Consider the following 23,594-nt stretch of genomic DNA (forward strand, 5'->3'; position numbering starts at 1 on the left):
GCCGATACGGGCGATCGCCCCTGGACGCGTGGCCGGGTTCCGGCGGGCCTCCACGACCATGCGGGTGGCGCGTTCGCGCAGCTCATCGGGGTATTTCCTCGGTGCTGGCATGTCCCTCATCCTTCCCAGGTTTGAGAGCCTCCATCACACCCGGCACGAAACACCGACCGATTACTGGTTGTCCAGCCTGCCCGCGGAGACCGCGCTGCGGCGCCTGGTGCGGTTGGCCAAGATCCGGTGGCGGATCGAGCACGACTACCGCGAGCTCAAGCACGGGTTGGGGTTGGACCACTACGAGGGGCGCACCTGGCGGGGCTGGCACCACCACGTCACGCTGGTCAGCGCGGCCCAGGCGTTCCTGACCCTGCGGAGGTTGGACCCAAAAAGGTCGACGTCGGTCTGAGTCTGTACCAGGTGTTGGAGGAGCTCCAACGGGTGCTGCTGTGCTGGACCGGCGTGTGTCACACCTGCCGTAGGCCCCTTGCGCAGCAGCACCCACCCGACACGAGTTAACGAAGTACTACTAGTGCGGTGACCGGAAAGGTTCACAGACCCCGTGCTACCTGCCGTGATCTTGTACTTATAGCGAGTCTCGCCGTCCAACCTCGCTATAAGTACAAGATCATCGAGGTCTGGACCCCTCATGTCACACCAGCAACGTTTTCGGCCAGTCCACTAGTTGGCAGGGAACAGTCAGGGGGCCCCAGGTCGCTGGTGGTGCGCACCCCGTGCTTCCGCAGAGCTGCCAGGGACACATACCGCTGGCCCATCGTCCACGCCCACGGGCGACCGGAGGAGGCCACCGTGTCGTTGACCGCCGGAGCCTCCAGCACCACGGTCTCGCGATCCTCCGGCTCCGAGAGGAGGAACACCATGTACTCCTGCCCCTCCTCACGGACCTCGCTCTCCAGCGAAGCCCGGATCAGGCCTCCGATACGGGTGTCCCTGCCGCCGTTGTCCTCCCGTCGCCGCGCTTCCTCGTAGGTGAAGGGCACGTGGTCCTCACGGGTGAGGATGCGGGCCAGGTGCGGTTGGATGGCCTGCTGGGCGTAGAAGCCACCACACATCTTCACAGTCAGCCCTTCCCGGAAGGCCCGGCCGGGCTGGCAGATATAGGCCGAGGATTCCAGGTACTCGGGGTAGGCCTGCACCCCGCAAGCCACCACACCCACCACAGGCGCACCGCCCAAGGGCGAGAGCACTGCCGCCAGGATCGCCCGTCTGGAGGCCGCCCTGACCGCCGAACAGGCCGAACGCCAAAAGCTCGAGACCGAACGCGACATCCTGCGCCAGGCGGCCAAGTATTTCGCCGGGGAGACGAACTGGTGAACCGCTTCCAGTTCGTCGCCGACCACCGACACACCTTCGAGGTGAAGCGGTTGTGCGAGGTCATCGGACTGGCCCGATCCTCCTTCTACGCCTGGCTCAAAGCCGCCCCCGCCCGGGCGGCCCGCCAGGTGGCCGACCTGGCCCTGGCCGAGCGTATCCGCTCCCTACAAGACCCGGCCCAGGGCGGCGATGCCGCCTACGGGACGCCCAGGATGAGCGCATCAACCACAAGAAGGTCGCCCGCGTGATGCGCGAACACGACCTGGCCGGGATCCGGCTCCGCCGACGGGTGCGCACCACCGACGCCGACCAGAGCGCCCGCAAGCACCCCGACCTGCTGGGACGGGACTTCACCGCCCAGAACGTGGGCACCAAGTACGTGGGCGACATCACCTACCTGCCGCTGGCGGAGGGGCGCAACCTCTACCTGGCCACGGTCATCGATCTGTGCTCGCGCAAGCTGGTCGGGTGGGCGCTGGCCGACCATATGCGCACCGGCCTGGTGGCCGACGCTCTCAGAGCGGCCGCCCGCGAGAGGGGGAGCCTGGCCGGGGCCCTGTTCCACTCCGACCACGGGTCGGTCTACACCTCCAGGGCCTACGGGGACCTGTGTGCTGAGCTCGGCATCGTGCAGTCGATGGGGGCGATCGGGTCGAGCACGGACAACGCCGCCGCGGAGAGCTTCAACGCCACACTCAAACGCGAGACCCTCGCCGGGGAGGCCGTGTACGCGAACGAGGCGGTGTTGCGGCGCACGGTGTTCCGGTGGGCTCACCGCTACAACACCCGTCGTCGTCACTCATACTGCGGGAACGTGTCTCCGAACGACTTCGAGGCCTCCAGAGCGTCTACGATGGCGATCGCGGCGTAATCAACCACCCCCGTGTCCAACATCCGGGGTTAAGGCCCAAGGGGAGTCGCAGGCCGTACCAAGTGGCGGCGGGCGCGGCCGGATTTGGTCTCGGCCGACCTGGTGGACCGCCAGTTCGCCCGCCAGGGCCTGGACCTGCTCTGGGGCACCGATATCACCGAGCGCCCCACCCGGGAAGGCAAGGTCTACTGCGCGGTGGTGCTGGACGTGTGCTCCCGGCGTGTGGCCGGGTGGGCGATCGATTCCTCGGCCAGGTCGGTCCTGATCCTCTCGCATAACACCACGGCGATAACCGCGGCCTACAGAACTCACCACTGTCATCAGCGGCTGCCCCAATCGAGGGCGCGAGCGATCATGGGGGCTCGGAAGCATACACACAGTTCTCGCGAGAACCTCGCGAGGTGCCATCGGACGCCGCCAGGGGCCGGTGTGTGCTCCGTTTATGCTCCGCAGTTCCGTACTGGCACGGCACCAGGTGGAACCCCTTGACACGAATCGACAGCGGTGTTCGGATAGATAGGGACGAAACGTCACTCTGCGGCACTTAGAGACACGAAGTCACCGGACTTCTAATCCGATGGTCTGTGACCGAGTCGCTGCCGACCTCCGCCGGAGCACCGACCAGGAGCCAGGCTCCGTCACAGGAAGGGTACTGGACAAAGACGCAGAGGCCTTCAGCATGGGATACCGAGCCGGAGGCGTGCTGCCGAGCGGCCACTAGTTCCATAAACTGCATCTGCCCCGATCGCAGTTTCGGTCGGGGGCAGTAACGTGAGCACCAGCGAGGTCTTGCCCACCCCTCCCACCCCCGCAAGCGCCGAAGCCACCAGCACTCGCGACTCCGGTGTCGCCACAGGGTTGATCAGGTTAGTGACTTCGCTCAGGGCCTGGGGCTCGGCCGGCCCTTGGGAGTCCAGGTCGACCTGCATCAACCAGCGTCCTGGACTGAGGGCGACCTCGTCGAAGCGATCGGCGTCGCCGATCGAGAGCGTCCGGAACGAAGGACGATGACCGAAGCGTGGTCCGACGAGGGCAGGCAGCGGCGTGGACGTAGACGTTCAGCTCGACGTCGGCGTCCTCCTGTTCCACAAGGCGGCTGTTGACCACCTCGATGGTGATCTGATCCTCCACGGCGAAGAAGGGGCCGTCATCGGTGAGGTGCCCGTATTCTCCTTTGTGCTCCTTGGGGTCTTCGCAGTAGATGCAGCCCCAGTAGTAGTCGCGGACGGAGTGGAGCACGGGAGCGGTCGCCATGACCGCCGAGTGTGCGGCACCGCAGAGACACTTCGCAGCGCACAGCCGGAACCGGACCCGGCGCTCGGAGCCCCCGGGAACGAGACCGTGCTCTGCACGGCCTCGCGAACGGGCATCCGCCGAGGCCCCCGTGAGGTGCTGTCGGGCGTCCTTCGCATCCGATGGCAGCGGTCATGCCCCCTGGCTCTACCGCCCCGCCCTCGTGAGCACGCGCACATGGCGGACCCACGTCACCGTCAGACCTCCGACGGCCGCCGCAGACCCCGCGAGGAGAACCGAGGACAGAATCCACTCGCGCGATCCGTCCGGTCCGTAGACCCGGTTCGCGGCGCCCACGTCGGCCGCCGGGATCTCTTCGCCCTCCCGGCAGGTGTCGCGTCCGGCGGCGTGCAGGTAGACGCCGCGCGTCTCTCCGCCGGAGTCCGGTGTGTAGCGGCCGTGGCAGGTGCACGACTCGTGCCCGGGGTGTTGGACGCAGCTGAGAGCGGACACGGTGAACACACCCGGGGCCCCTTCGCCCCGCGCCGCTCTCAGGCTCTGGTCGAGTCCGGCAGAGCCCACGTAGGCCACGGCGGCGACCAGGAGCAGCAGGACGAGGGAGAACGCCGGCGAGGGTCGGTGCCGGGCATCGGCCTTCCCGGGGAATGCGGCGGCGTCCGCAGCGTGTCCGGCACCGTTCTCTTCCATGGTGCTCACTTCCCAGCCTGTCCGTCGTCGTTGCTTGGGTCCACGGTCCGCATCCCGCCGGGTGCGGGATCGTTCCCACCGCTGCGAGTGATCTGGAAGGCGAGTACCGCCGCGACGGCGCACAGTGCGGCTGCCATGAACCACACCGGGCCGTAGCTCCCGGTCACGTCACGGGTGAAGCCGCCGAAGACCGCCATGGCGCCGGCGCCGACCTGGTGGACGGCGTTCACCCACCCGAAGACGATCGCGCCGTCCGCACCGAACACCCGGCGGCAGAGCAGGATGGTCGGGGGCACGGTCGCCACGTCCAGCAGACCGAAGACCACGACGAAGGCGATGAGCGCGGCACCGGCATCGGGGCCGAACAGCGCGGGGAGCGCGGCCAGGAGCACGGCCCGGCCGAGGTAGTAGGCGACCAGCAGTCCACGCGGATCGAAGCGGTCGGTGAGCCAGCCGGACACGATGGTGCCGACCAGGGAGAACACGCCGATGGCCGAGACCAGCGCCGCCGCGACGGTCACGGCCATCCCGTGGTCCTGGGCGGCGGGCACGAAGTGCGTCCACATGATCCCGTTGGTGGTGGCGCCGCACACCGCGAACGTCCCGGCGAGCAGCCAGAACTGCCGACTGCGCACGGCGTCGCGCAGGACCCGGACGGTTCGGCGGGCCGCACCCTGCTCCGTCCTCGGCCTGCTGACGAAGGAGTCGGCTCCGTAGGGGCGCTGTCCCACGTCGGCGGGGTGGTCGCGCAGGACCAGGGCGACGAGGAGCACCATCACGAACGATGTCAGGGCCAGCGTCACGATGGCCGGACGCCACCCCTGGTGGTCGATGATCCATGCGAGCGCGGGCAAAAAGACCAGCTGGCCGAACGCGCTGGCGCCGGTCAGCGCGCCGATGACCAGGCCCCGGCGCTTGACGAACCAGTTGTCGGCGATAGTGGCGGCGAAGGTCATCGCCAGTGATCCGGTGCCCGCACCGACGAGGAGGCCCCAGTAGAGGGTCAGCTGCCAGGGAGCCGTCATCACCGTGGTCAGTCCGGCCCCGGCGATGACGGTCGCCAGGGCGGCCAGGGCAATGCGGCGGATGCCGAACCGGTCCATCAGCGCCGCAGCGAAGGGGGCGATGAGGCCGTACACGACCATGTTGACCGAAGCGGCGGCACCGATCGAGCCGCGCGACCACTCGTACTCGGTGTGCAGGGGGTCCACGAGGAGCCCTGGCATCGCAGCGAAGGCCGCCGCGGCGACGATGGTCGCGCCCGCGACGAGTGCGATCAGCCAGGCCCGGTGGACCCGTGCGGGTGCCCGCCCGGCCCTGGAGGCTGTCTTCCGGGTGCTCCTTGAGGGGCTCGTCGAAGTCATGTGTCCAGACTCCGACGCGGGGCCCCACGCCGACAGTGGCCCGAAAGCCAACATGTGAAAGAATCCGGCCATGACCGCTTTCGTCCACCCGGACCGCCACCGCGTGGCCGTGCTCGCCCGCCACGGCCTGCTGCCCATCGAGACGGGGATCGTCCACCGGCTCTTCGGGCGGGCCGTCGGAACCGACGGCCAACCCCTCTACGAGGTCGTGACCTGTGCCGTGGAACCGGGCGTGATCACCACTGACACCGACTTCACCCTGAACGTCCGCCACGGACCCGAGGCCGTCGACGAGGCGGACACGGTAATCCTGCCCGCGGCGCAGGAGGACTACGTGGAACGCCCGCACGACCCGATCTCCCCGGCGCTGGCGGCGGTCGTCAACCGCATCCCCGCGCACGCACGGATAGCCTCCATCTGCACGGGCGCGTTCGTGCTCGCCGCCCTCGGACTCCTGGAGGGCTGCCGGGTCACCACGCACTGGCAGTCCGCCGGGTTCTTCCGCGCGATGTACCCGCACATCGACCTGGACCCCGACGTGCTGTACACCGACAACGGCCGCGTGCTGACCGCCGCCGGGGTCGCCTCCGGGATCGATCTCAGCCTGCACATGATCCGCGCCGACCACGGCGCCTCCGTCGCCAACGAGGTCGCCCGGCACACGGTGGTGCCGCCGCACCGCGACGGTGGGCAGGCCCAGTACATCCGCCACCCCGTGCCCGACCCCGAGCGGTCCTCGACCTCCCGGGCGCGGGCCTGGGCCCTGGACCACCTGCACCTCCAGCCGAGTCTGGGCGGCATGGCCGACCAGGAGGCGATGAGCGTGCGCACGTTCACGCGCCGCTTCCGTGACGAGGTGGGCCAATCACCGGGCCAGTGGCTCGCCCAGCAGCGGCTCGACCGGGCCAGGCAGCTCCTGGAGGAGTCGGACCTGTCGGTGGACCGGATCGCTCACGCAGCCGGTTTCGGCACCTCGGCGTCGCTGCGCCAGCACATGCACGCCGGGCTCGGGGTGTCCCCCAGCGCCTACCGCCGCACCTTCCAGGGGGTCGCGGACGAGGTGCCCTGATCCCCCGGACCGACGGCGGTGGCGGCGGGCGAGGGGTTCCAGGGCGCGCGGGTCCGGCAGGTCACGCGCGGGATGCCGATCCGGGCGCGGAAAACCGGCAAGCGGCTCCGATCTCCCGAGCGTGGCGGAGGCGATCCCGGCACCTGGCCCGAAGTGCAACACACAGTGCTGCTCGTCTCGACGCACCAACCTTCTCGGGCGGGCTCCGCCGCCCCGGGCTACGCTTCGGCCCGTGCGAGCAACGGTCTGGAACGGTGTCCGTGAACGGGTCGAAGCCCTGGCCCGACAGGACCGGGCGAGCGACGTCTTCGGCGCCCGGGACGGGCATGGCGTGACAGGAGACCGTTTCCGGCTCGCCGCCCCGCTGACGGAGCGGGAGGTCTCCTCCGCGGAAACCCTGTGGGGTGTCTCGTTGCCGGCGGACTACCGCAGCTTCCTGATCAAGGTGGGTGCCGGTGGCGCCGGGCCGGGGTACGGACTCGGCGCCCTGCACCGGACGGATACCGGCTGGGAGTGGGCCGACCCGAGCGGCGATATGCGGCACGCTTCCCTGGGGTCGGTCTTTCCGACGGCGGAAGAACGATCGCGGCTCCTGGCCGAGCACGAGCACTGGTTCAACCATTGCCGTCTGCGCTGCGAAAACGACTTGAACCAGGTCCAACACCTTGCGGACGGAACTCGGCGGGGAAACCACGACGTCCCACGATGCCCTCTTCGAAGTCACGTAGTCCTGGATCTAGAAATCCGACTCCGGAAAACACAGGACACACCAAGAGCTCTAAAGAACCCGACACGAGGCAGGCCCCGCCCCAGCGCTGTGCACCGAATTGGGCACGAGAGGTGGGCAAGAACATCTCTGGGCCCCACGATGGGCCGCTGAGCTTGGCGAAGCTGACCCACCCGGAGACCCTTCACCACTGAGGCTGGGGCAGGCAGTGTTTTCGAAGGGACAGCTGCAAGGCCTCTCTTGAGACCCGGACTCCCCCAAACGAATTGTTGAAGATACGCTGACCTGGGAAGACGCCATTTGCATCCAATAATGCAATAGCCCCGAGCTGTCCAAGGTTAGACCAACTCAGTGTTGAGCCTACCCTGACGTCGATGCCAGATCCCATGACTTGTAGGGTTCCTAACTGTCGCCCAGGTCCAGCTTGGCGTCAAAGCCATGATTTTCCTGGAGACCGTTCGTTTGACCAGGCCAGGTTGCCTACTGTTGCGTACCATGCCGCGAAGACTGGCGTGCTTTCCCTCAGCTAATTAACCTGGCACAAGAGAAAAAGAGATATCTTGCCTGGTAGAACCAGACATAAGCGCGCTCTCGCGCACATAGGCGCTCTCTCTCTGGCAGTCCTGATGCTCGGGGCGGGGACAGCCACCGCAGCCGACTCCGACCCAGGGCAGCCCGACCTTGAGGCACCACCGTCGTCACAGCCCGCCGCTGGCCCCGAGGCTCTGTCAGCCAATGGTTCCCGTCCCGAGTCGGGTACCGACCTCGAAGCCGGCCCTCCCGGAAGGCAGGATCAATGGGGCGTGTGGAGTGTCAACACGCCGCAAGTCACGCTGAGCAACACCGTCACGGATGGCGACGACGACGAAGCCAACCTTACCTTCGAGGTATGGGAAGCGGATTCCAACGGCAACCCGGACACCAAGGTCAGCATCTCGGACAGTCAGTTCGGGGTGCTGGTGTCCGACTTTGTGGAATCCGGCTCTGTCGCCTCGGTCACGGTCGGGCCCGGCAAGCTCGAGGCCAACGTCGATTACCTGTTCCGCACATCGGCTTACGACGGCTCGTTGTATGAAACTGACTGGTCAGGGTGGGAGCCCTTCCGCGTAGAACTTCCCGTGGACCTGACTCTACCGAATCCAGTCTCCGAGAGCCCCGACCCCAGCTGGTTCGACGCCGCCCCAGTCGGAGAACACACCAAACCGCTGGGTGCCGACACGACCAGGTCGCTGGGCTCCACCGGCACGGAACAGTGCGGCCCGGTCAACGACAAGGGTCAGGTCTGTCTCGGTCCGATGCTGACGGAGCTGCCGGACACCGAGGCAGCAGAGTTGGCTGATCCCTTGAACTCGGAAGACCTGAGTGCGCAAGCCGAAGTGGATATCCCGGAAGCCGAGTGGTGCGACACACTCGACATGGGAATCCTCTCCGACCGGTTCACCCAATGCGACCGTCGAGTCCGCCAGGTCTTGTTGCACGACAGCTCCGGGGTCCCCGTGGCTGATACTTATTTTTCCTTCACTCGGCGCCTGGTCCTGGATGGCACGGACAGCTTCAGTGAGTACGTGACGGTGAAGCCGTATGAGCCTGTTTCTGATGATTTTGGTCAGATCGACATGGGTATTGTCGGGCATGAGTGCGGGGAAGGCTGCACTGTAAGCGAACCTGAGCGAAGCGACTGGGAAGGTGAGCCCAGTTGGAAGCCCGGCGAGACGCACCCTGCGTGGGTGAAAACTACTCACGGCTGGGACTCGAGTACGTCCAACGCGGAGTATCTGTTCGAGCCGGACGTCACGCTCGGGTTGAGTGTTCAGGACTCTGACGGTTCGTGGGTGCCGAGCCTCAACACATTCAAGTGGTCCGAGGAGGACTGGCACCAAGCCGAGGACCTGGATCAGATCCGCTGCGACACCAAGTTTGATGACGGTGGGTGTGTCTTCCTCAACGCGGCACCGACGTACCCCTTCAACGCCGCGAAGTACCCGCAGGCCGCCGCACACGCCTGGCTGATCCAGACCATGGCACCCAACCAGCCTGGTTCTCAGTCCGCTGACAAGCCCCTGTACTACATGGGTGACTCAGATCAGAACCGAAGGAACCGTGCGCGGATCTGCGGCGAGTCCGGATGGGCAACAAACAACGGCCATTCCAGCGCCCTGTCCGATGAATTCGACGATTTGAACTGTGACGAGTTCGCCTTCGCATCCACCTACAACAGCGGTGGCATGAGCGCGGACGAGGGCGGACTGAATGAAGCAGTCCCCTCCGACAGCACCACGGGTGTCCCCAATGGCAGGGCTTGTTTCCAGACCTTCGCCAAGGAGCACGAGGACCGGATCCACCTGTACAACATCGACGGCATGATCCCCGACTTCACTGAGGTCTGCGGGCGTTCTGCGATCTCCGGGTACCAGAATCAGGGGTCGATGAGTCCCTTCCCCACGTTCAGGACGGACATGCGGATCCTGGACGGGGATGCTTACTGGCTGGACCCGCGGATGAACGGCAACTGCACCTACACCAACGGCGGCACACCGGCCGACCCCGTCATCTGCACCATGACCACCACCTGACCGGCACGGAGTGAACAACCAGGAGGGGCTACCCGGTGCGTGGCCCCTCCTGGCGCACCAGGGTCAGGCCAACGGGAAGAGAACAGCCACGGGGAGGTCGCCGGCCTCGACAGCGGCCCGGTCGACGGACAGCCCGCAGTAGGCCTCCACCGCGGAGAACACCGCCGCCGGGAGCTCTTCGATATGTCGCTCCCAGTACAGTTCCACCTCGTCCTGCGGCAGGTCCCGCACGGACGGGAAGACCGCCCCGGCCCTTTGCAGTGCCTCATCCAGCGCTGATCCGCAGCCGGTGTCCTCACCGAACTCCGCGCCGACGATACGGCCTTCGGAAGTGGTGAGAGCAATGCGAGGAGGCGGGGCGTCACTGTTGTTGCTCAGGCAGACGGTTTCCACTTCGGCCAGTACGGGCGTCAGCGGGCCGCCGTAACGGTGCAGGTGCCAGGTCGCCATGCCCCAGTCCTCCAGCACGTACACCCAGTCCTTGCACGTGCCGTACATGGCGTATTTGACCCCCCTGGGGTTCACCCCGTCAGGAAGGGTCACTGATCTGCGGTCCTTGAACAGATGACCTGCGTCGAGCTGCAGGGGCTCCGCACCGAGCAAGGTGAGAAAGTCCTCTGCGTCGATGTCGCGGGCCGCGGTGAGGGATATACCGCCGAGCATCCCCGGGATGCGCGTGTCCGGGCTCTGGCCGCTGTGTTCGCCGATCCATCGGATTCCATCGCTCATACGGCCACGGTAGTCGGCAGTCCACGCAGCTCGCGGCTTGGTCACAACCTAGCTTCCCAGCCTCTGAGCGCACCACTTCCGCGCTCCGGTGAAGAATGAGCTCCACGACCCCCTACTCGCCAGATACACCCTGCAAGCGTCCAAAATCATCTTCGACGGCTGTCTGGTTCACCGGAGTGTCCGGAGGCGATCTCGACACACGCCACAGTCTCCATCAGATCCGGCACAAGACACTGAACCAGGCCTCGCCGTCGGCTGCGACAGGGTTCCCCAGCCAAGCTCTCCGGCCCGGACAGGCGTCCGGTGCCGACGCTTCCCAACGGTGGACCCACCCTTCACCGCCGACTCCTCGTGAGGTCCTCCAGGAGGTTCCTCGTGGCGGCGCTCGGTCGCGCCCGCATGGACTTCAGCTTGCCCGCGAGGTCCTGGTAGGTGCGCTCGGCGGCGTCGGGCCGGCCCAGTCCGGCCTGGGTCCGCATGAGTTCCTGGTAGATGCTCTCGTTGAGGTCGTCGGCCTCCCGAGCCCGTTCCAGCCAGGCCAGCGCCTGCCTGGGGTCGTCGGCCGCCTTGGCGAGGCCGACGAAGCAGTCGGCGGCGGCCCTGCGGTAGGCCTGGCGCTTCTCCTCGATCCAGGGCAGGTCGCTCTCGGTCAGGAGCATGTGGTCGTACTCGGCCGCGGCGGCGCGCAGGCAGGTGTGGGCGGTCCTGTCGTCCTCGGCCTTCTTGGCGGCTTGCAGTGCCCGGTCGAAGCGCCACACGTCCACGTCGACGGTGTCGTGGTGGATCTGGTAGCGGCCCGGGACGACGTCGATGATCTCCGCGTCCGGGTTCTCCAGCGCCTCGCGGACGGCTACCCGTGCGCTGGTGCAGGCGCTGCTGCGCAGTTGGCGGCTCTTCTTGCCGGGCTCGGTCGAGAAGAGGGCTTCCGTGAGGGCGTCGGTGCCCACCCCGTGGGGGTGGAGCGCGAGGTGGGCGAGCATGGCGCGTGAGGAGCTGCGCATCTTCACGCCGATGTCGACGCCGTCGACGGTGATGCCCGGCTGTGGCGCGAACAGGCGGATGTCGACCTTCGGAGGTCGTTCGGCGTCCGGTTCCGGGTCGGCCCCGACAGGCTCGGCCCCCGGCTCCGGGGCGGCCTCTTCCTTCTCCTCTTCCGGGGGCGCCGGCACCGTCTCCACTGCACGGTCGGGTTCTCCTGCGGCGGCGGTGGTGAAGCCCGCGGCGAAGGTGGCCTGGTCGATGTGGAGGAGCCGGAGTCCGTCGTAGGTGTCGGTGCTCCCGTCGGGGGCGGTGACGTCGACCGTGTCGAAGAAGTCGCAGCGCAGGACGGGCACGCCCCATTCCTCGCCGAGGACCACGACCGTGACCTCCCCTTCCTCCTCTCCGTCGCGGAGGGCCTGGAGCCGGTCCTGGGCGAGGGTGTGCTCGGAGGCCTTGACGACGAGCAGGGTGCGTGACGGGCCCCCTTCGTCGCGGGCGGCGGTGATGTAGGCGAGTTCGGCCTCGGTGACGGCCGAGGCGGTGTCCGCGCTGACGGTCATGCCCGGGGCCCGTACCCGGGGTGAGGCCCCGGCCTGGGCCACGAGTTCGCGGGTGGTGATGACGCGGATGCCCGGGTCGGTCAGGGCGCGGCCGATGAGGGAGGCGCACACGCCCAGGGCGTGGGTTCCGGTCACGGCGAGTCCGTCGTGTGCGCTGACGCTGAGGTTGTCGGCGACGCGGAGGTGGCCCTGGGGGCTGATCACCGCTCCGCCGGTGTCCCTGGTGACGGGGACGGGGGTGCCGAGGGGCTGTTCGGGGTCTGCGTCGGTGTCGTCGTCAGGGCCGGGTTCGTCGTGGGGTTCGGTGTCGTGCTCGTCCTCGCCGGCCTGGTGCTTGCCGCGGTGTCCCGGTGCCGTCAGCCGTCCGGCGACCGCGCCGAGGGCGCCTCCGACCCCGCCCCCTGCGAGGGCTCCGGCGAGCACCGCGCCGACGGGGAGGGCAGAGGTGTCCTGTGCCTCGGTGGCGGGCGCGGCCTGCTCGGCGCCGACGGCTGCCTCCTGCTGTTCGGTCTCGCTGTCGGCGGTGGTGTGGGGGCGGGTGGTGAGGGTGTAGGTGATCTCGGCGCGCCGGTCGGCGGAGGGGCCGAGTTCGGGGTGTTCGCGTGGGTGGTCGGAGCCGGCGCCTGCGGTGGTGACGGTCCATCCGTCGCCGAGCTGGTCGGTGAGGGCGGCGGCGACCGCTTCGGCCCGCCGCAAGGACAGGGCGCGGTTGTGCTCGTCGGGGCCGGAGGCGTCGGTGTGTCCGGTGACGGTGATCGCGGTGTCGGGGTCGCCGAAGAGCTGGAGGAGTTCGACGGTGGGTCCCAGTTCGTCCGCCATGGAGGGGGTGAGGTCGGCGGAGTCGAGGCCGAACCCGGTGAGCGTGCGGGTGCGCTCCAGCACGTGTGCGGGTTCTCCGGTGGGCGCGTTGTGGGCGTCGTGTGCGCCGTCGGTGGGCGCGGTGTCGGCGGGGGCCACGGCGGCGACAGCAGGGGCGGACACGGCCACCGAGCTTCCGGCGATGCCGGTCGCGGCCAGGCGCAGCAGTCCGATGCGGGGCACCTGTCCCCGCAGCAGGGCGACCGTGTCGGCTGCCACCAGCAGGGCGAAGGCGGCCCACAGCGCCCACAGCAGGGCGAGCACCAGCGTGTGCCCGAGGGGCGGGGGCAGTGTGCCGCTGAGCAGGGACAGGCGCAGGTGCTCCGCGCTCACGCCTGCGGTGTCGGGCCAGGGCTGTCGGCTCAGCAGGACGGGCGGTGCGATGAGCAGTGCCGGTGTGGTGGCGGCGGCCAGGGCCGTCCGGGTCGTCGTGTGCACGGGTCCCCTCGTCTCACGGTGTGTGGGCGGTGGCTGTGGCGCGGGAGGAGATGTGGACGTCGCCGAGCAGTGTGAGGAGCGCGGGGTGGTGGGTGCTCGTGACGGTGACCGTGACGGTGTCGGCGCCCACGGACACCTCGGCGTCGCCTCCGCCCGCCCGGGCGTGCGCCGTGGCGGCGGTGCGGGCGGCGGCCGGGTCGAGGGCGCGGGTGCCGGTGCGGAGCAGGAGGGGGTCCAGGTGCTGGGCGCCGGCCCGGGCGGACTCGTGGGCCAGGACGGTGGTGCGGGTCTTGGTGCGGAGCATCTGGGCGCCGTCGTGGACGAGTCCGAGGCAGGCGATGAGGGTCGCGGCGATGGCGACGACGAAGGCGCTGGGGCTGCTGCCGAACATCAGGGGGCCTGTTCGCGGTGCAGGTCGGTGACGGACACGGCCCGGGCGGTGACGGTGCGGGTGTCGCCGGCGCCGAGGTCGGGGAGGTCGTCGCGGTGGACGGTGCAGGCGACCTCGGCGCGCACGGCCGGCGCCCCCGCGACGGTGGCGGGGTGCAGGCGGACGGCGGGGTCCTGGCAGGCGCGGCCCCAGGTGCCCACGCTCGCGGCGACGGCCTGGGCCGCGGCCTGCTGTGCGGTGGCGGGGTCGGTGTGCAGGGACCCGGCGCGGGCGGCGGAGTGGGCGAGGGCGTCCGCGGCCAGGGCCGCGGTGTAGTCGCGGCCGGTGAGGGCGATCAGGGCCAGGAACGCGAGCAGGACGGGGACGAGCAGGGCCAGTTCGACCGCCGCGCTCCCCCGGTCCCGGCTGCCCGCGCCAGTCATGGCCCGGCCCCGGGAACGTGTTCGGTGGGGCCGCTCAAGGTGGTCTCCACGGGCGGGTACCAGCCGGGGACGAGGCTGACCGCGGTACCGGTGACGGTGGCGCGGGTGGTGCCGGCCCGGCGTTCGACCCGGACACGGACGTCCTGCAGGACGGCGCCGCCCAGGTCCTGGACCATGGCGTGGCCGCGTTCCCGCCCCTGCCGTGCGCTGCCGTCGAAGGCGCGCCCGGCCGCGAGGGCCTCGGTGGCGACGGCCTGGGCGCGGTGGTGGGCGTGGGTCCACATCCCGTACTGGAGGATGCCGAGCAGCATCGCGAACATCAGCGGGACGGCGAACAGGACGTCGGCGCTGCCCCGGTCCCCGCGTCCGGCGAGGCGTTTCACGGGTTGACGCCCAGGTCGATGGACTGGGCGCTCTCGGTGATCATCGGGGTGAGGATGGCGCCGACGGCGGTGGCGATGCCGATGGTGATGACCAGGACCAGCACGTACTCGGTGGTGCCGGATCCGCGGTCGCCGGTGCGGCGGCCGCCTCGTCTGCCGTGGACGAGTGCGGTGAGTGCTCGGCGCAGGGCCTGGTTCACGGGCGCGGGCCTTCCTGGGTTCAGAATCCGGTGGTGACGTGCACGATGGCGGGATAGCCCATGAGCAGGAGGAACCCGAGGACCAGGAGCATGACGGGCAGGGTCATGCGCTCGGTGGCCCGGTGGGCCTCCCCCTCGAGGGCGGCGAGCCGGTGGATGCGCAGGGAGGCGGCCTTGGCGCGGACCGAGGCACGCACACGGGCGCCGTCGGTCCCGGCCAGGCGGATGGAGGAGGCGAGTTCGTCCAGGTCGCGCACGCCGGTGCGTTCGGCGAGCTCGGCCAGGGCGTCCCAGGGCGGGCGGGTGCGCAGGTTGGCCTCGTGCAGGCACCGCCGGATGCGGGTGAACGCGGACCCGTGGCCCCGCCGGGTGGCGGCGGTGAGCGCTTCGGTGACACCCGCTCCCCCGGCGAGGGCGACGCCGACCAGGTCGGCGATGACCGAGGTGGCCGCGCACAGCTCTTCCCGGTGGCGGGCCGCCCTGCGGCGCAGGACCAGGGTCGGGGTCCACGTCCCCAGGGCCACCAGGCAGGCGGCCAGGCCCAGGGCGTAGTGGGCCGGCAGCGGGGACTGCGGCGGCGCCGCGGCGGCGAACGCGAGCACCCCCAGGGCCAGACCGGCGAGGGCGGCGACACAGGTGTCCATCCGGTGGACGTCGGCGTCGGTACCGCACGCGGCCAGGTCGCGCCCGGTGCGCTCCCCCGGCCACCCGGTGCGTGCGAGGGCCCCCGCGCCGGCGGCCGTCACCGCCCGCAGGGGGCTGACGGGCGCGGGCCGCGCCTGTTGCTCCTCCGGCGGCGGGAGGAGTTCGGCGAGGGTGGGACGGCGCAGGGTCCACACGGTCCAGTACAGGCCGGCGCCGGCCGTGGCGCCGCCGAGCCCGGCGATGAGGGTGTTCATGTCCTTGCCTCCTGCGGGTGGGCCGCGAGCACGCGTTGCGTGCGCGGCGGGTTCGACAGCCGCGTCAGCCACCCCAGCGCCGCGGCCCATACGGTGCCGATCAGTGCGAGGACGAGCTGGCCGGCGGTCGAGTCGAACGGGGCGAAGTAGGGGCCGTTGAGGACGGCCATGCCGACGACCATGGCGGCCGCGGTGGTGATGATGATGCGGACCGAGGTGCGGGTGCGCGCCCGGGTCGCAGAGGTGCGCACGAGCATGGCCGCGCGGTCGCGGGCCGCTTCGGCCAGGCTGGTGAGGAGCGGCCCCAGGTCGGCGGCATGGCGCTGGGAAGCCATGGACAGCGCGGTGGCGACCAGGTCCGCGGTCTCGTTGCCGACGCGGTGGGCGAAGGCGGTGAGCGCCCCCTCCTGGTCCGCCCCGGCGGCGAGGTCGCGGGACAGCGTTCGCACGTCGTCGCGGACGGCGGCGGGGGCGATGACCGCGGAGGCCCGGACCGCCTGCCGCAGCCCGGAGGAGGCGGTGATCAGGTCGCGGAGCTGCTCGGTCCAGCTGGCCACGGCCTCGATGCGCGCGACCTCGGCGGGTGTGGCCCGGTCCGGGCCCAGGACGGCGGGCAGCCACCACGCGGCCCCGGCGGCCAGGACCGCGGCGACCGGCCAGCCGGTGATGCCCCAGGTGAGCATCCCCGCCCCGGCCACCGCGGCGGCCTTCCACCACAGGTGGCGGCCCCGCTCCAGGCGCTCGCGCACCCCGGGCAGACCGGAGGTGAGCGCGGGCAGCAGGAGCACCACCCCCAGGCCGACCACCGCCCCGCCCAGACTCGCGATGAGGACCGCGCTCACGTCGCCTCCCCGAACAGGGCGGCCGGGTCCAGGCCGGCGCGCAGGAGCTTGCGGGCGTACTGCGGGCTCGGCGACGTGGTGAACCCGCCGTGCTCCACGGCGTACAGCTCATTGGTCACCACCTGGGGGCCGTCGACCCCCACGACCTCGCGGACACTGGACACGTGCCCGTTGCCGCGGTCGTCGGTGTCGATGTGCACGGCCAGGTGGACGGCCGAGGAGATCAGCACCGCGCACTCCTCCAGGGAGAGCCGCTCCCCGGCCTGGTTGGCGTACGTGGCGAGCTTGGTGAGGATCTGCGCGGAGGAGGAGGCGTGGACCGTGGCCATGGAACCGTCGGTGCCCATCGTCATGGCGTGCAGGAGCGCCACGGTCTCCTGGCCGCGGGTCTCACCGACGATCACCCGGTCCGGGGACATCCGCAGGGCGTGCCGGACCAGGTCGGCCAGGGTGATCTCCCCGGCCCCCTCGGTGTTGGGCGGCCGCCCCTGGAGGGCCAGGCAGTTGAGGTCGGCGTCGGAGTCCAAACCCAGCTCGAAGGCGTCCTCGATGGTGACGACCCGCTCGAAGGGCGGGATGTGCCGGGCCAGGGCGCGCAGCAGGGTGGTCTTGCCCGAACCGGTCGCCCCGCCGATCACCACGTTCAGGCGGGCGCGCACGGCCGCGGTGAGCAGGGAGCGCACCGGACGGGTGAGCATCCCCGACGCGGTCAGGTCGGTGAGGGTGAGTTCGCGCTCGGGGTGGCGGCGGATCGTGACCGCCGGACGCCGGGAGACCCCCATGACCGCGGACAGGCGGGCGCCGTCACCGAGCTCCATGCTGAGCAGCGGCGCCGAGGCGTCGAAACGGCGCTCCCCGCCCGGCGCCTGACCGGCCAGGCGCTGCACCAGGGCCACCAGCTCGGCGTCGGAGGAGGTGACCGGCGGGCGCTCCTCACGCCGACCGTCGCCGAGGTCGACCCACACGCGGGTGCCGTTGATGTGGATGTCGCGCACACCCGGCTCGCCCAGCAGCAGCTCCAGCGGGCCCAGCCCGCAGACCTGGGCCAGGGCACGGGCGTGGACCCACGCCTCGTCCTGCTCGGCCAGAGGGCGGGCGGCACCGGTCAGGGCGTGGCAGGCGTGCTCCTCCAACAGGGCGGAGAGCATCGCGTCGGCCCGTTCGCGCTGCGCCCCGCGGTCGTGCTCGGCGGCGGAGTCGGCGTCCTGGCGGACCAGGGCGTCGGTCACCCGCTCGGCCAGCCGACGGGCCAACCCCTCCAGGTACTCCGCCACCCCGTGCGGGGAGAGCGCCCGCGGGGCGTGGATCGTGGGATTCACGCCGCCACCTCCGCCCGGTGACCCAGGGGCACGGGAGCCGGCGGCAGGTCCTCGACATGGTTGGCCAGCCGCCGGGCACACGCCAACAGCGGCATCCAGTCCACCGCCTCCGGATCCTGGCGGGCGTGCGACCAGGCGGCGAAACGCTCCCGGAGCCCGCGGGGCCGGAAGGCCTCCCCCCGCAGGAAGGCCGCGCCGGCGGGATCGTGCGGCACCTCCGCCCACACCGGATAACCGGTCACCGCCGAGACCTCCGCCGCGGGGAACCGGGAGCCGCGCACCGCCACACCGACCGCCGTCCCGTTCTCGGCCAGCGCGTCCAGGACGTCCCGGCACCGGGAGAGCCGGTGGATCTGCGCGGCGTCCCCACCCGCCACCGTGAAGACCGCCACGTCCGCCAGGGACAGCAGGTGCGCACCGGCGGTCCCCGGCATCACCCGCCCCAGATCCACCACGCTCACACCGCTCCGCAGAACCTGGCTCCGGTGCGCCAGCGCCGCCACCACCGCCGAGGCCTCGTGCGCGGTCGTCGGCGCGGTCACCGCCCTCAGCCCGCCGGGAAGCTCGGTACCGTGCCGGAGCAGGACCCCGTGCGTCCCCGGCTCCTGCACCAGGGACAGGTCCGTGCCCGCCCGCACCGAGGCCGCCAGCGAGACCAGCCCCGGACGCCCGGCAAGCCGGTGCCAGGCCCCCAGGTCACCCCCGCTCGCGTCGGCCTCCACCAGCACCGGAACCGTGAGCGGACCCGTGGGCCACACCGCCGCCAAAGCCGTGGCCAACGTCGTGACCCCCGGCGCCCCCGACAGCGAACAGACCGCGATGATCATGCTTCTCCCCCTTGTTCTTGTGTCCGTCGCCCTACCGCGCGGACATGAGCGCCATCCGCACGCCCTCGTCCACTGCCCCGACCACCTCGGCCACCTCGTCCTCGGCGACCACGAGCTCCACCACACGGGAACCCGCCAGATCGCCCTCCTCCCCCAACGAGTGCAGCCGAACGCTGTGGGGCCCTCCCTCTTCGGAGCCCAGCACCAGCAGCAGAGCGCCCTCCCGCGCCGAAGCCGGAAGCATGCCCGGCTGGGTCTGCACCGCCACCACCGCCTGACCGGGACCCGGCCAGCCCGAGGTGTCCGCGAGCATCGCCCCGGTCAGCACCGTGCCCGCCGGAACCGGCATCGCCACGCGGCCCCCGAGGGCCTCGTCGACCGGCGCCAGATCCAGGTCCTCCACCCCCAGGGCCGGAACGATCCGCAGGTCCGCGATGGTCAGGGCCTCACCGGCGGCCACGTCCTCCGCGGTGACGACCATGGGGACGCGCTCCTCCTCGTGCCCCGCCGCCCACGCCGCGACCACCCCGCCGACGACCACCGCCGCGACCCCGGCGAAGGGCCGCTTCCAGCCCTTGCGGCGCGGCAGGGACAGCCGGGACCTCCCCGTCTTCCGTTCGGACACGTGGGGTCCGGACAACGTCGTCGTCACGCTCTCTCCGTCTCTGCGCACTCAGCCATCGGTGACCAGCGCGTGGACCTCGGCCACCCGCACCGCACGGGAAGCGCTCGTCGTCATCGGGGCGAGGGTTCCGCCACCGCCCGCGGTGCTCGACCACTCCACCGACCAGGTCACCGTCACGGTGACCGGGAACCGCCCCGCGGCCTGCCCCCGGGAGGCGCGGGCATAGGTGTGGCCGCAATCCGGCGACGGGGCGTCCGCCTTATGGCGGTCCGGAACGAACACGGTCCCCGGCCCCGGACAGTCGAGGGTCGTACCGTCGCCCATCGCCCAGCGGGCCCCGCCCGGGGTCGCCGTCACCGTCACCGAACCCGTGGAGACAGCCGCGGTCGCGCTGACCGGCTCCCAACCGGAGCGGTCCACCCACAGCCAGAGCGGGAAGCCCACGACCGTCTCGGCCACCGGAGAAGAACCCACCGTCAGGTCGGGCAGAACCATCGACGCCCGCGCGCGCTCCGCAGCGGTCCGGGGATCGACGACCGCGCCGCCACCGGCCGGTCCAGAGCGGGTGGAGGCGCCGCACGACCACCCGGGGTCCTCGCGGTCCCACTCGACGCAGGGCGACTCGGCGGAGAGGGAGACCGGGGCGCCGCTGGTGGGGCGTGGGTTGGTGGTTCCGCCGCCGGATGCAGCTCCGGGCTGAGCTGATTCTGCGGTTACGTCGCAACCAACTCCACCATGATGGCCACATGTCGCGGATGCCCGGAATCCCCCAGAGCTGTCCGCTGGCACAGCAAGAGCGAAGAGAGAAGCCAGCACAAGCCCTCCAGCGCTGAGCGTCGGGGACACGATCAGCATGTGTCTTCGCCCCAGATGCGCATTTCGACGACCCACCAGTCGAAGAGGTCTCGTTGGACAGTCGCGGTCACAAGGACGTCGTCTGATTCCAGCTCCCCTGAGCCCACGACCGCCCAGTCCCCGCTTCTCTGGCAATCTTCGATTTCTACCGTCTTCGGATCTCCACCGGGTTCAGCAGCAACCACCTCTGGAGCCAGGACTGGCTCGCCTTCCATGCCCTGACCCCCATCGACGACTCCTTGGACTCCGAGCTGAGCCAGCTCCAGAGCCTGTCCGACCGCGTGTTCCTCCAGAGCCGGGTGCTCCGGGTCCATCTCGGCCGAGGCCAGAACGATGGCGTCCCAGAAATCCAGGTAGACCGCCACGGCCTCTTCCTCGGGAGTGCCTTCCGGACCTTCCGATTCCGCAGGTGCCACGGACGACCGGACGACCGGTTCGGGGCTTTCGTCTACTCCGACGGAGCATCCCGTGACCAGCACCAACCCCAAGGCGGGCAGGGAGAAGCGACGCACCACAAAAGACTCCTTGGAGTGTCATGATGATCACTCTTAGTGATCAAGGAGAACGTAGTCCCTCGGTTACCCTCCGCACAAGTCGTTCTCGTTGGATGGCAGCGCCGAAAACTGTCGGCAAGCTCACCGACCCCCGATGTCCAAGACGGCTACCTGCGAAAACACTGCCCCAACAGGTGGAACGCCGTCGGAACGACGCCTGCGCACGACGGTGGGCGGCGTCCGGATCGGACGCCGCCCACCGTGGTCACCACCCGGTCAATCCTCGAGGCGGAACCTCGGCAGCCCGAGTGGGACCTGTTCGGATGCCACCGAGAAGGAGGCCCAGACACCCAGGCCCATGCTCTGCCGTCCCGGACCCACCCGGTAATGGCCCCAACGCTCCGCGAGGGCGTCCACGAGCATCAGGCCACGCTGACCTTCTGCCCAGTCCCACTCCACAGCGCTGCGCCCGCTCGGGATGCGGGGAACGCTCGTTCCGCCGCCTCCGTCGACGATCGCCAGCCACAGGGTGCACTCGTTCACGAGTGCCAGGGCTCGGAGAACGCTGTCGCCGCCGGGTGCGTACTTGACCGCATTGGCGACCAACTCGGCCGCGCACAGGACGACACTGTCGACCAGGTCGCGTGCGAAGCCCTGCAGATCGGTCCGCAGGTGCGCACGGACCTCGCCGGCGGAGGCGAGTTCCGAAGGGTAGGAGCGGTGCTCCCACCAGGTGGACGCCGTCTTGGGCGGAGACAGTTCCGGAGCCGTGGTCGAGCAGGACAAGGGAAGAGGGTTCATCATGACGCTCCCCCGACCTTGTCGAGGTAGACCCGGACCACTGCCGCGAGCTCGCTGAGGCCCTCCGGATCGTCCGCCCCTCCCCTGTCACCGGGCTCGGCAAGAGGATCGCCTACAGGGCCTCGCGGCCGGGGAATCCTCGGCACGCTCTGCTCCGCGACCGACGCCAGGTAAGGGCGTACGAGGGTGTCCGCGATCTCGTCCGGATCCGGCCAGAGGCAGTCGCCATAGGGCAGGCTTCCGGGGCGTTCCTGGTGGTAGCCGCTCCCCCAACGCTGGGAGTTCAGCACGACTGAGCTCATCTGCGTCCGCTTCCCGGGGAGTCCCGGCAGTTCCGGTGCGCCCTCCCGCAGTACGCGTCGAGGCAGCCCCGCCGACAGCGCAGGGCGGTGTGGTGCCTGGGCGATCGCGGCCCGTGCCTTCAGCGCCTTGCGGGGGACAAGGACGTAGGTCAACGCCATGGCGATCAGCGCGGCGGCGATGACCCACATCCGACCGGCCGCGCTGTGGCGGGGCCTGCGGTGTCGTCCATTAGGGTGTTCCACGGTCTCCTCCTGCGTTCTCAGGTGGTGATCACGCCCCGCTCAAGTGGTCCTAAGCACTTGAGCGGGGCATCTTCTTTTCTGTCGCCTTCAACTGGACTGAGTTCCTCGAAAGGCCACTTTCCGCATCACGAGCACATTTTGCGAAAGAGATGTCAATATTCCAGCTTTGGTTGATATGTCGGATTTCAGAGCACCCCTCGCATACATGCACCAGAACACCCCGAAGTCCCATCCCCACCGGCACCCACCCCCGGGAGACAAGGGTCAACCACGGAACCCCTTCCGACCTCGGGGATCCTGATGCTCTGAAAATAAATGAGGCGGCCTCATTTCTCAAGAGCCTCATATAATATAAGCATCAAAGTCACATTTGTTCGTTTTGGACCTGGAAGACTGTGACCCGCTGGCAGTGGTCACAACAGAGGGGGCTTCATGGCAACCGGCTTGCCCGTCCGACGGCGATACCTGGCCATCCAGCTCAGGAGGCTGCGCACCGCCGCCGAGCTGACACAGGACGAGGTCTGGAGGGCCTTGGGTTGGAGCAGGGCCAAGATCCAGCGACTCGAAGCTGGCAACTTCCAGCGTGTGAAGGCCGGCGACATCATGGCCCTGTGCCAGCTCTACAGCGCACCCGTCGACGTAGCCCAGGAGCTCATCCAGATCGCCCGGGACTCGCGTACCCAGAAACCGTGGTGGCTCCAATACGAGGACGTTCTCCCCGGAGCCTTCGTCGGTCTGGAGGCCGAGGCCACGGTGATCCAGGAGTTCAACATCGGCCTGATTCCGGGGTTGCTGCAGACCCCGGCCTACATCTCCGCACTGCTGGAGGCCGCCGTTGGGAGCACGAGCAACCAAGCCGAGCAGAGGCTACAGAGCAGGCTCGAACGGCAGCGCACCCTCCTCGAACGCGAAAAGCCTCCACTGCTCACCGTCGTGATGGACGAGGCCGCCGTCCGACGCCAGATCGGAGGAGGAACGGTGATGAGCGAGCAGATCCGCCACCTACTGGACATCGGCCAACGCCCGAACGTCGAGATCCAGGTGCTCCCGTTCTCCTCCGGAGCACACGCAGCAGCAGGGCTACCGTTCACCATTCTGAGCTTCAGCGACGACAACAGCGCTGACAGCGTGGTTTTTCTCGAGTCGCGCGGGGACGGCTTCTACCTGGAGTCAGAGGCCGAGATCGCCCGCCATAGTCTGGTATTCAGCCGCACCCGGGAAAGCGCACTGTCTGTGCAGGACACAACCACTTTCCTGGAAGGCCTGATCTGATGACGAGCGACCCGAAATCGAGGATCACGTGAACGACAGCGCGGCGGAATGGCGCAAGTCCAGCTACAGCAACCCCGATGGTCCCCAGTGCGTCGAAGTGGCAGCTCTGCTCGGCAAGACGGCAGTGCGCGACACCCAGAACCGCAGACTCGGGCACATCGAGTTCGACGCCCCGTCATGGGCGGCCTTCCTGGGCACGATCCCGAGGAATTAACCGCAGCCGGCAAGGGCCCCGCCGACCCGAACGGGGCCTCCCCCAGACACCTCCGCATGTACGGT

At 69.6% G+C, this 23,594-nt stretch carries 23 protein-coding genes and 2 pseudogenes; 7 read left to right on the top strand and 18 right to left on the bottom strand.

Annotated features, from left to right (window positions below; genetic code table 11):
* Nucleotides 1–157: 157 nt before the first annotated feature.
* A pseudogene (locus ACFQBR_RS22065) lies at nucleotides 158–403 on the top strand (transposase); the annotation flags it as partial.
* A gap of 238 nt (nucleotides 404–641) precedes the next feature.
* Here the strand turns inward: ACFQBR_RS22065 and ACFQBR_RS22070 are convergent.
* Entirely contained in the window at nucleotides 642–1,172 is a 531-nt protein-coding gene (locus ACFQBR_RS22070) for a hypothetical protein (RefSeq protein WP_378554298.1), read from the bottom strand.
* Nucleotides 1,173–1,185: 13 nt separating this feature from the next.
* Here ACFQBR_RS22070 and ACFQBR_RS22075 point away from each other — a divergent pair.
* Nucleotides 1,186–2,200 (top strand): annotated as a pseudogene (locus ACFQBR_RS22075) (IS3 family transposase); the annotation flags it as partial.
* A 102-nt stretch (nucleotides 2,201–2,302) separates the two neighbouring features.
* Nucleotides 2,303–2,689 carry a DDE-type integrase/transposase/recombinase gene (locus tag ACFQBR_RS33660; RefSeq protein ID WP_417629312.1) on the top strand — a complete coding sequence of 129 codons (387 nt, stop codon included), beginning with the start codon at nucleotides 2,303–2,305 and terminating at the stop codon, nucleotides 2,687–2,689.
* Between the two features lie 951 nt (nucleotides 2,690–3,640).
* On the opposite strand, the gene ACFQBR_RS22085 is transcribed toward ACFQBR_RS33660, so the two are convergent.
* Together ACFQBR_RS22085 and ACFQBR_RS22090 are read right to left on the bottom strand one after the other, a co-directional pair.
* Nucleotides 3,641–4,141 carry a hypothetical protein gene (locus ACFQBR_RS22085; protein ID WP_344177468.1) on the bottom strand — a complete coding sequence of 167 codons (501 nt, stop codon included), beginning with the start codon at nucleotides 4,139–4,141 and terminating at the stop codon, nucleotides 3,641–3,643.
* 5 nt (nucleotides 4,142–4,146) lie between these two features.
* Nucleotides 4,147–5,505 (bottom strand): MFS transporter, encoded by a 1,359-nt coding sequence (locus ACFQBR_RS22090; protein WP_344177470.1) that lies wholly within the window; start codon nucleotides 5,503–5,505, stop codon nucleotides 4,147–4,149.
* A gap of 70 nt (nucleotides 5,506–5,575) precedes the next feature.
* Between ACFQBR_RS22090 and ACFQBR_RS22095 the strand changes: the two genes are divergently transcribed.
* Together ACFQBR_RS22095 and ACFQBR_RS22100 are read left to right on the top strand one after the other, a co-directional pair.
* Nucleotides 5,576–6,574 (top strand): GlxA family transcriptional regulator, encoded by a 999-nt coding sequence (locus ACFQBR_RS22095; protein ID WP_344177472.1) that lies wholly within the window; start codon nucleotides 5,576–5,578, stop codon nucleotides 6,572–6,574.
* Nucleotides 6,575–8,104: 1,530 nt separating this feature from the next.
* Nucleotides 8,105–9,874 (top strand): hypothetical protein, encoded by a 1,770-nt coding sequence (locus tag ACFQBR_RS22100; protein ID WP_344177474.1) that lies wholly within the window; start codon nucleotides 8,105–8,107, stop codon nucleotides 9,872–9,874.
* A gap of 63 nt (nucleotides 9,875–9,937) precedes the next feature.
* Here ACFQBR_RS22100 and ACFQBR_RS22105 read toward each other — a convergent pair whose 3' ends face one another.
* The 15 genes from ACFQBR_RS22105 to ACFQBR_RS22175 form a co-directional block, all read right to left on the bottom strand.
* Complete coding sequence (locus tag ACFQBR_RS22105; RefSeq protein WP_344177476.1) at nucleotides 9,938–10,603, bottom strand: hypothetical protein; 666 nt, start codon at nucleotides 10,601–10,603, stop codon at nucleotides 9,938–9,940.
* A 335-nt stretch (nucleotides 10,604–10,938) separates the two neighbouring features.
* The gene (locus ACFQBR_RS22110) at nucleotides 10,939–13,440 is read right to left on the bottom strand and encodes an OmpA family protein (RefSeq protein ID WP_344177478.1); all 2,502 of its coding nucleotides are present in this window, start codon (nucleotides 13,438–13,440) and stop codon (nucleotides 10,939–10,941) included.
* Nucleotides 13,441–13,453: 13 nt separating this feature from the next.
* Complete coding sequence (locus ACFQBR_RS22115) at nucleotides 13,454–13,831, bottom strand: hypothetical protein (RefSeq protein WP_344177480.1); 378 nt, start codon at nucleotides 13,829–13,831, stop codon at nucleotides 13,454–13,456.
* The gene (locus tag ACFQBR_RS22120) at nucleotides 13,831–14,253 is read right to left on the bottom strand and encodes a TadE/TadG family type IV pilus assembly protein (protein WP_378554303.1); all 423 of its coding nucleotides are present in this window, start codon (nucleotides 14,251–14,253) and stop codon (nucleotides 13,831–13,833) included. The genes ACFQBR_RS22115 and ACFQBR_RS22120 overlap by 1 nt, the downstream gene beginning before the upstream one ends.
* Nucleotides 14,250–14,636, bottom strand: coding sequence for a TadE family protein (locus ACFQBR_RS22125; RefSeq protein ID WP_344177484.1), 387 nt, complete (start codon nucleotides 14,634–14,636; stop codon nucleotides 14,250–14,252). The genes ACFQBR_RS22120 and ACFQBR_RS22125 overlap by 4 nt, the downstream gene beginning before the upstream one ends.
* Entirely contained in the window at nucleotides 14,633–14,836 is a 204-nt protein-coding gene (locus ACFQBR_RS22130) for a hypothetical protein (RefSeq protein WP_267945003.1), read from the bottom strand. The genes ACFQBR_RS22125 and ACFQBR_RS22130 overlap by 4 nt, the downstream gene beginning before the upstream one ends.
* Nucleotides 14,837–14,856: 20 nt before the next feature.
* Nucleotides 14,857–15,735, bottom strand: a complete 879-nt coding sequence (locus ACFQBR_RS22135; RefSeq protein ID WP_344177486.1) for a type II secretion system F family protein — start codon at nucleotides 15,733–15,735, stop codon at nucleotides 14,857–14,859.
* Nucleotides 15,732–16,577, bottom strand: coding sequence for a type II secretion system F family protein (locus tag ACFQBR_RS22140; RefSeq protein WP_344177488.1), 846 nt, complete (start codon nucleotides 16,575–16,577; stop codon nucleotides 15,732–15,734). The genes ACFQBR_RS22135 and ACFQBR_RS22140 overlap by 4 nt, the downstream gene beginning before the upstream one ends.
* Nucleotides 16,574–17,896, bottom strand: a complete 1,323-nt coding sequence (locus tag ACFQBR_RS22145) for a CpaF family protein (RefSeq protein ID WP_344177490.1) — start codon at nucleotides 17,894–17,896, stop codon at nucleotides 16,574–16,576. The genes ACFQBR_RS22140 and ACFQBR_RS22145 overlap by 4 nt, the downstream gene beginning before the upstream one ends.
* Nucleotides 17,893–18,723: a hypothetical protein gene (locus tag ACFQBR_RS22150; protein ID WP_344177492.1), complete on the bottom strand. Its 831-nt coding sequence runs from the start codon at nucleotides 18,721–18,723 to the stop codon at nucleotides 17,893–17,895. Before ACFQBR_RS22150 ends, ACFQBR_RS22145 begins: the two co-directional genes overlap by 4 nt.
* A gap of 31 nt (nucleotides 18,724–18,754) precedes the next feature.
* Entirely contained in the window at nucleotides 18,755–19,375 is a 621-nt protein-coding gene (locus ACFQBR_RS22155) for an SAF domain-containing protein (RefSeq protein ID WP_344177494.1), read from the bottom strand.
* 21 nt (nucleotides 19,376–19,396) lie between these two features.
* Nucleotides 19,397–19,807, bottom strand: coding sequence for a hypothetical protein (locus tag ACFQBR_RS22160; protein ID WP_344177496.1), 411 nt, complete (start codon nucleotides 19,805–19,807; stop codon nucleotides 19,397–19,399).
* Nucleotides 19,808–20,196: 389 nt separating this feature from the next.
* Nucleotides 20,197–20,568 (bottom strand): hypothetical protein, encoded by a 372-nt coding sequence (locus ACFQBR_RS22165; RefSeq protein WP_344177498.1) that lies wholly within the window; start codon nucleotides 20,566–20,568, stop codon nucleotides 20,197–20,199.
* 405 nt (nucleotides 20,569–20,973) lie between these two features.
* Nucleotides 20,974–21,498 (bottom strand): ATP-binding protein, encoded by a 525-nt coding sequence (locus ACFQBR_RS22170; RefSeq protein ID WP_344177500.1) that lies wholly within the window; start codon nucleotides 21,496–21,498, stop codon nucleotides 20,974–20,976.
* Nucleotides 21,498–22,043, bottom strand: coding sequence for a hypothetical protein (locus ACFQBR_RS22175; RefSeq protein WP_344177502.1), 546 nt, complete (start codon nucleotides 22,041–22,043; stop codon nucleotides 21,498–21,500). The genes ACFQBR_RS22170 and ACFQBR_RS22175 overlap by 1 nt, the downstream gene beginning before the upstream one ends.
* Nucleotides 22,044–22,475: 432 nt before the next feature.
* Here ACFQBR_RS22175 and ACFQBR_RS22180 point away from each other — a divergent pair, with 432 nt between their 5' ends.
* Together ACFQBR_RS22180 and ACFQBR_RS22185 are read left to right on the top strand one after the other, a co-directional pair.
* Nucleotides 22,476–23,315: a helix-turn-helix domain-containing protein gene (locus tag ACFQBR_RS22180; protein ID WP_344177504.1), complete on the top strand. Its 840-nt coding sequence runs from the start codon at nucleotides 22,476–22,478 to the stop codon at nucleotides 23,313–23,315.
* Between the two features lie 28 nt (nucleotides 23,316–23,343).
* Nucleotides 23,344–23,529 carry a DUF397 domain-containing protein gene (locus ACFQBR_RS22185; protein WP_344177506.1) on the top strand — a complete coding sequence of 62 codons (186 nt, stop codon included), beginning with the start codon at nucleotides 23,344–23,346 and terminating at the stop codon, nucleotides 23,527–23,529.
* Nucleotides 23,530–23,594 lie beyond the last annotated feature (65 nt).

The organism is Nocardiopsis tropica (assembly GCF_042660575.1).
GTDB lineage: Bacteria > Actinomycetota > Actinomycetes > Streptosporangiales > Streptosporangiaceae > Nocardiopsis > Nocardiopsis tropica.